Source organism: Streptomyces alkaliterrae (assembly GCF_007097205.2).
GTDB classification, from domain to species: Bacteria; Actinomycetota; Actinomycetes; order Streptomycetales; family Streptomycetaceae; genus Streptomyces; species Streptomyces alkaliterrae.
Window position 1 is genome coordinate 1 of the sequence record NZ_VJYK02000296.1, and the last position, 6,849, is coordinate 6,849.

At 74.0% G+C, this 6,849-nt stretch carries 6 protein-coding genes; 5 read left to right on the forward strand and 1 reads right to left on the reverse strand.

The features are described 5' to 3' along the window. The first annotated feature begins 64 nt into the window (after positions 1-64). The 4 genes from murC to treY all read left to right on the forward strand — a co-directional run bounded on the left by murC (position 65) and on the right by treY (position 5,036). On the forward strand, positions 65-1,489 hold the full coding sequence (gene murC, locus FNX44_RS21795; protein WP_143650419.1) for a UDP-N-acetylmuramate--L-alanine ligase: 1,425 nt from the start codon (positions 65-67) through the stop codon (positions 1,487-1,489). Positions 1,490-1,542: 53 nt separating this feature from the next. Then, on the forward strand, positions 1,543-1,950 hold the full coding sequence (gene msrB / locus FNX44_RS21800; RefSeq protein WP_143650422.1) for a peptide-methionine (R)-S-oxide reductase MsrB: 408 nt from the start codon (positions 1,543-1,545) through the stop codon (positions 1,948-1,950). 160 nt (positions 1,951-2,110) lie between these two features. Further along, the gene (locus FNX44_RS29560; RefSeq protein WP_267129484.1) at positions 2,111-2,233 is read left to right on the forward strand and encodes a hypothetical protein; all 123 of its coding nucleotides are present in this window, start codon (positions 2,111-2,113) and stop codon (positions 2,231-2,233) included. 430 nt (positions 2,234-2,663) lie between these two features. Continuing rightward, positions 2,664-5,036 (forward strand): malto-oligosyltrehalose synthase, encoded by a 2,373-nt coding sequence (gene treY / locus FNX44_RS21810; protein WP_323369570.1) that lies wholly within the window; start codon positions 2,664-2,666, stop codon positions 5,034-5,036. Positions 5,037-5,046: 10 nt separating this feature from the next. On the opposite strand, the gene FNX44_RS21815 is transcribed toward treY, so the two are convergent. Then, positions 5,047-5,604, reverse strand: a complete 558-nt coding sequence (locus FNX44_RS21815; protein WP_143650425.1) for an FHA domain-containing protein — start codon at positions 5,602-5,604, stop codon at positions 5,047-5,049. 332 nt (positions 5,605-5,936) lie between these two features. On the opposite strand from FNX44_RS21815, the gene FNX44_RS21820 reads away from it, so the two are divergent. After that, the gene (locus FNX44_RS21820) at positions 5,937-6,842 is read left to right on the forward strand and encodes a GNAT family N-acetyltransferase (RefSeq protein WP_143650427.1); all 906 of its coding nucleotides are present in this window, start codon (positions 5,937-5,939) and stop codon (positions 6,840-6,842) included. The last annotated feature ends 7 nt before the right edge of the window (positions 6,843-6,849 follow it).

A 6,849-nucleotide genomic window follows, 5' to 3' on the forward strand; every position in this document is an offset into this window, starting at 1 on the left:
GGGCGGGACCGGGCCGCCGGGGGTGCGAGAATCGGTCCGTACGCGACGACCAGGGAGATCAAGCATGGCACCGGCGATCCCGCCCTCGATGGACCGACCGCACTTCATCGGCATCGGCGGAGCCGGGATGTCGGGCATCGCCAAGATCCTCGCCCAGCGCGGCGCGCACGTCGCCGGCAGCGACGCCCGGGAGTCCGCCACCGCCACGGCCCTGCGCGAGCTCGGCGTCACCGTCCACATCGGCCACGCCGCCGACCACCTCGCGGCGGACGCCGACTGCGTGGTCGTCTCCTCGGCGATCCGCGACGACAACCCGGAGCTGGTCGCGGCGACCGAACGCGGCGTACCGGTCGTGCACCGCTCCGACGCGCTCGCCGCGCTGATGACCGGCACCCGCGCGCTGGCCGTGGCCGGCACCCACGGCAAGACCACCACCACCTCCATGCTCGCCGTCGCCCTGCGCACCCTCGGCCTCGACCCGTCGTACGCGATCGGCGGCGACCTCGACGAGCCCGGCTCCAACGCCCACCACGGGCGCGGCGAGCTCTTCGTCGCCGAGGCCGACGAGAGCGACCGCAGCTTCCACCGCTACACGCCCGAGGTCGCGATCGTCCTCAACGTCGAACTCGACCACCACGCCAACTACGCCTCGATGGAGGAGATCCACGAGTCGTTCCTGACGTTCGTCGACCGCGTCACCCCCGGCGGCACGCTGGTGATCTCCGCCGACCACGACGGCGCGCGGGAGTTGACCCGCCGGGTGCGGCGGACCGAGGCGGCACCCGGCGTCGTCACCTACGGCGAGTCGCCGGACGCCGACGTGCGTGTCCTGAGTGTGGTGCCGCACGGCCTGACCAGCGAGGTCACCGCCGAGTTCACGGCCACGGGCGAGCGGCTGACCTTCACCGTCTCGGTCCCCGGCCGGCACTACGCGCACAACGCGGTCGCCGCGCTCGCCGCCGGCGCCGCGGCGGGCGTCCCCGCCGCCGACCTCGCCGACGCGCTCGCCTCCTACACCGGCGTCAGGCGCCGCCTCCAGCTCAAGGGCGAGGCGGCCGGCGTCCAGGTCATCGACTCCTACGCCCACCACCCCACCGAGATGACCGCCGACCTGGAGGCCATCAGGGGCGCGCTGCCCGCCGACGCGCCGGGACGGGTGCTGGTCGTCTTCCAGCCGCACCTGTTCAGCCGCACCCAGGAGCTGGGCCGGGAGATGGGCCAGGCGCTGGCGCTCGCCGACGCCTCGGCGGTCATGGAGATCTACCCGGCCCGCGAGGACCCGATCCCCGGAGTCACCAGCGCCCTGGTCACCGACGCAGCGCGGGCGCACGGCGCCGACGTGACCGCCGTCGCCGACCGCGAGCGCGTCCCGGAGCTGATCGCGGGAATGGCCAAGCCCGGCGACCTTGTTCTCACCATGGGCGCGGGAGACGTGACCGAGCTCGGCCCCCGCATCCTCGCCCGCCTGGCCGAGCCGACACGAGTCTGACGGGGCCGGCGGGCGACCACCGCCACGGGAGCGACGGACAGGAGGCGGCCGACATGGCCTACGAGATCGAGAAGCCCGACGAGCAGTGGCGGGCAGAGCTGACGCCCGAGGAGTACCGCGTACTGCGGCAGGCCGGCACGGAGCCGGCGTTCACCGGCGAGTACACCGACACCAAGACCGAGGGCGTCTACGAGTGCCGCGCCTGCGGCGCCGAACTCTTCCGCTCCGACACGAAGTTCGAGTCCCACTGCGGGTGGCCCAGCTTCTTCGACCCGGCCGAGTCCGACGCCGTCGAGCTGCTGGTCGACACGTCCTTCGGGATGACCCGCACCGAGGTGCGCTGCGCCCGCTGCGGCTCCCACCTCGGCCACGTCTTCGAGGGCGAGGGCTATCCGACCCCCACCGACCAGCGCTACTGCATCAACAGCATCAGCCTCCGCCTGACCCCCACCGCCGACTGACCCGCCCGAAAGGTCGACGTGCGGAGCCGTTCTTCCGCGAGCAGGCGGCGCGGACGGCGACCGACGCCTATGTGCTCGGTCATCATCTGCGGGAGATCCGCAAGGAACAAGGGCTCACCCAGGCGCATGACGCCACAGCGGTAGGCATCTCGCAGGCCCGGTGTCGCAGAGCGAGCGAGGCGAGATCCACAATCTCGAGACCATGCGCGCCTATGCTGACGCGCTCGGCGCCCGCATCACGCCTGCGATCGAGTACGGCGACCGGACGATCGGCGCCGCCTGAGGCCCGCTGACCGGTAGGGCGGCGGGCCCGCCGGGCGAGTCAGGCGCGGTACCGGAGTGCGCTGCCAGACGGGGGTGGTCAGCCCGGTAGGCGAGTGGGGAGGCGCGGACAGCAGGTCCCGCGAGGTGGAGGCGAGGCGCCTGTGGCGGCGGCCCGCCACATTGTCAGCCGGCCCGGCCAGGCGGGAAGTTGGTGACTCGTCGCCTGGCCGGGGGCTGTGGGGGGTGGCGTTGTGCGCCGCGCTCCCGAGCCTATGGCGCGGCCCGCTACCGGCGCGTACGGCGACGGTAGGAGACCGCCCCCGCCGGTCGGCGGGGGCATCGCGACGGTCGAGCGCACGGCGGCCGGTTGGTCCGAAGGGGTGCCGTCCCGTCGCCCGAACGGACCCGGCACGGTTGACGGCGCCGGTGGGCCGGTCGACCATGCTCGGGTGTCCACGCGTGCTGTGCGTCCCCTGCCCGTGCCGACCGCCACCTACCGCGTCCAGCTCCAACCCGACCATCCGTTCGCGGCGGTCGTCGAGGACGTGCCGCACCTCGCCGACCTCGGTGTCTCCCATCTGCACCTCTCGCCCGTGCTCGAGGCGGTGCCCGGCTCCGCCCACGGCTACGACGTCGTCGACCACAGCCGGGTACGCCGCGAGTTGGGCGGCGAGGACGGCCTGCGGGAACTGTCCGCGGTCGCCGGGCGGCACGGCCTCGGCCTGGTGGTGGACGTCGTGCCGAACCACATGGCGTTTCCGGTGCCCGCGCGGCTCAACCGGGCGCTGTGGCTGCTGCTGCGGGACGGCCCCGAGGCGGAGACGGCCCACTGGTTCGACGTCGACTGGGCGGCCGGGGACGGCCGGTTGCTGGTACCGGTCCTCGCCGACCGGCTCGGCCGGGAGACGGCGGCCATGCGGGTGGCCGACGGCGAGCTGGCCTACGGCCCCCACCGCTTCCCTCTCCGCCCGGGCACGGAGACGCTGCCGCTGCCGGACCTTCTGGACGCCCAGCACTACCGCCTCGCCTGGTGGCGACTCGGCCGCACGGAGCTCAACTACCGACGCTTCTTCAGCGTCTCCGACCTGATCGCGGTACGGGTGGAGGACCCGGAGGTCTTCGCGGCGACCCACGGCCTGCTGCTCGACCTGCTGGCCGAGGGAGTTGTGCACGGACTGCGGGTCGACCATCCGGACGGGCTCGCGGACCCCGGCGCCTACCTGCGCCGCCTCGCCGAGCACACCGGCGGCGCCTGGACGGTCGTGGAGAAGATCCTGGCCCCCGCCGAACGGCTGCCGGCCGCCTGGCCGGTGGCCGGCACCACCGGCTACGACGCGCTGCACCGCCTGGACGGACTGTTCACCGACCCCGAGGGCCACGCTCGACTGGCCGACCACTACCGGGAGTTCACAGGGGCGGCGGACGACCTGGGCGGCCGGTGGCGGCCCACCGAGCTGCGAGCGGCGCACGAGATGCTACGCGGCGAGCTGGCCGCCGAACTGTCCCGACTCGTCCGGGCGGGACTGGCCCGCCGGGACGCCGACCCGCGGCTGCGGCACCTCGACCTCACCCCGACGGCGTTGCGCGCGGCGACGACCGCCCTGCTGGTGCGCCTGCCGATCTACCGCACCTACCCGCCGCCGGACACCGGCGACGGCGCACGGCTGCTCGCCCGAGCCGCACACGAGGCGCGGTCAGCGCTGAGGCTTCCGGACGAGGCGGAGGCCGTCGACGTGGTCCTCCGACTCCTCGACGAGGAAGGGGAGTTCGCCACCCGCCTCGCGCAGCTGTCGGGCGCGCTACGGGCGAAGTCGGCGGAGGACACCGCCTTCTACCGGTACGCCCCGCTGCTGTCGGCCACCGAGGTCGGCGGCGACCCCGACCGCCCGGCAGTCGGCCTGGCGGAGTTCCACGAGTACTGCACCCGTCAACGACGCGACCGGCCGCACGGGCAGACCGTGCTGACCACCCACGACACCAAGCGCAGCGGCGACGTACGCGCCGCGCTGGCGGTGCTCACCGAGTGCCCCGACCGCTGGCGGCGGCTGCTCGCCGAAGTCGCCGGGACGCCGGCGGGCCCGGACGCCGCCGCCACCGCGCCCGACCCGCACACAGTCTGGACGGGCTGGCAGACCGCCTACGGGCTCGGCGTGCCCGACCGGGACCGTCTGGCCGGGGCCCTGCTGAAGGCCGCCCGCGAGGCCAAACTGCACACCACGTGGACGGAACCGGACACCCTCCACGAAGAGATGATCGAACGCTTTGTCGACAAGTCGCTGTGTGGTCAGGGCTTCGACGAGGTGACGGCTCTCGCCGAGGAGCTGGCCCCGCACGTCCGTGCCGGCGCCCTGGGGCGCCAACTGCTGCACCTCACCATGCCCGGCGTGCCCGACCTCTACCAGGGCACCGAGGACGCCTACCGGGCGCTGGTCGACCCGGACAACCGCGCCCCGCACCGGGTGCGGCCGGCCGGCGACCCGCCGGGCGAGCGTCGCGCGCTGACCCGCACGGCGCTGCGACTGCGCCGCGAGCGGCCCGAGTGGTTCGACGAGCGCGGCGACTACCGGCCGCTGTACGCGGACGGGCCGGGCGCCGAACACTGCGTCGCGTTCACCAGGGCCGGTGCCGTGGTCAGCGTCGCGACCCGGCTGAGCCTGCGACTCGCGGAGGCCGGCGGCTGGCGCGACACCACACTGACTCTCCCCGACGGCCGTTGGACCGACCTGCTGGTCACCGAGGAGCCCGTGCCGGAGCTGGCGGGGAGCGTCACTCTCGCGGAACTGACCCGCCGGGCGCCCGTAGCCCTGCTCGTGCGCCGCTGACCACGACGCCTCAGGGCGAGGTGAGACGGAAGCCGACCTGGCCGAACCTGACGCGGTCGCCCGGGCGCACCGGCACCGAACCCGTGATGCGCCGGTCGTTCACCCACGTGCCGTTGGACGATCCCAGATCCCGCAGCGTCCAGCCGCTGCCGGTGAAGCGCACCTGCGCGTGCGCCCGCGAGACGGTGTGGTCGGTCAGCCGCAGCACCGAGCCGGGTGCCCGGCCGATGGACAGCGCGTAGGGGCCGGAGGCGGGGAGCTGCAGCTCCGGCAACTCCTCGGTCCGCCACGCCCGCCGCAGCTTCGCCCGCAACGCCGCCATCCCGCCGACCACACGTACCAGCACGTTCTCCCGCGCCGGCGGCGCCTCCTTCAGCGGGCGGAGGTCGTACAGCACCGCGTGGAGTTCGTCGGGGCGCTGGGCCTTGAGGATCAACTCGGCGCGTCCCTCGAAGGTGTCCTGCGAGACCCGGCCGCGTACCGCGGCGTCCCGCAGCAGCTCCAGCGCGAACTCCCGCTCGGCGTCCGAAAGCCGCGGGGGTTGTGCACTGAAATCGAGGGAGGTCATGGCAGCACATTGTCCTGCGCGCGACGACAACTGTCCAGGCGACCCGTCCCGGCCCCGGGCGAGGTGGCGGGCGGACAACCCGGCGGGTCCGGTGGCGCGAAAAATCCGGTGCGGGGATCGCGGCGGCCCGCTACGGTGACGCCCCGACGCCCGATCAGCGGTCGGGCCGCCCCTCGCAGGCGGTCCGGGCCGGAACAGGAAGGAGGCGAGAGCGATGCGCTCCACCGCCACACAACGCTCCACCGCCAGGTGCAGCATCAGCCCGCGCTCCCTCTCCGTCCACCGGGCGTCGCCCCCGGGAGCGCACCCCGTGTCTTCCGGAAGGAAAACCCTTGACCGATCTGGTCGTTCGCGCGCTCGTTGAGAACGAGGCGCGCGAGGTCTTCACCTCGATGCCCGACGCCGGCCTGGTGGGCCGGCCGCTGCTGGGCCGCTCCTACCGCACGCTCGCCGAGGGCGGCGAGTACCGCCCCGACTGGACGTTCGTCGCCGAGCGGGACGGCGCTGTGGTCGCCAGGGCCGCGCTGTGGGCGGCCCCCGCCGACACCGAGCCGCTTGTCCTGGACTGGTTCGACTGCCTCGACGAGGAGGACGGCGCCCGGCTGCTGCGGGCGCTGCCCGCACGGCCCGAGTACGAACTCATGCTGCCACCCGATTGGCGTGCCGACCCGGCCGTGCGGGCCGCCGCCGAGAAGCGCATCGGCGCCGCCGAACGGGCCGGCTACCGCACGCTCGTCGAGCGGTACCGCTATCTGTGGACGGAGGCGAACGAACTCCCCGAGCCCGGCGACAGGTTGGAGTTCCGTCCCGTGCCGGACGACTCCGTGGTGCTCGACCTGCTGACCCGCGTCCAGCAGGGCACCCTCGACGCCCACGGCCGACGGACCACCGACGAGCAGGGCCTGGCCGCCGCGGGCCGTGAGGAACTGGACCTCCTCAACTGGTTCCCCTCGCCGCGTGAGTGGTGGCGGACGGCCCACAACGCCGCCGGCGAGGCCGTCGGCTTCCACGCGCCCGTGCACAACCCGAACGGTCCGGCCATCGGGCTGATCGCGGTGCTGCCCGAGCACCGCGGCAACGGCTACGCACACGACCTGCTCGCGGACTGCACCCGGCTGCTGGTCGACCACGGCGCCCGCGAGATCGCCGCCGCGACCGACCTGGGCAACCACCCCATGGCGGCGGCGTTCGCCCGGGCCGGCTACCCGATCGTCCAGCACCGCTACTGCATGGTCTGACAGGCCC

Coding starts and splice junctions, on each gene's coding strand:
- murC (WP_143650419.1), top strand. CDS start 65: ATGGCACCGGCGATCCCGCCCTCGATGGACCGACCGCACTTCATCGGC.
- msrB (WP_143650422.1), top strand. CDS start 1,543: ATGGCCTACGAGATCGAGAAGCCCGACGAGCAGTGGCGGGCAGAGCTG.
- FNX44_RS21815 (WP_143650425.1), bottom strand. CDS start 5,604: ATGACCTCCCTCGATTTCAGTGCACAACCCCCGCGGCTTTCGGACGCC.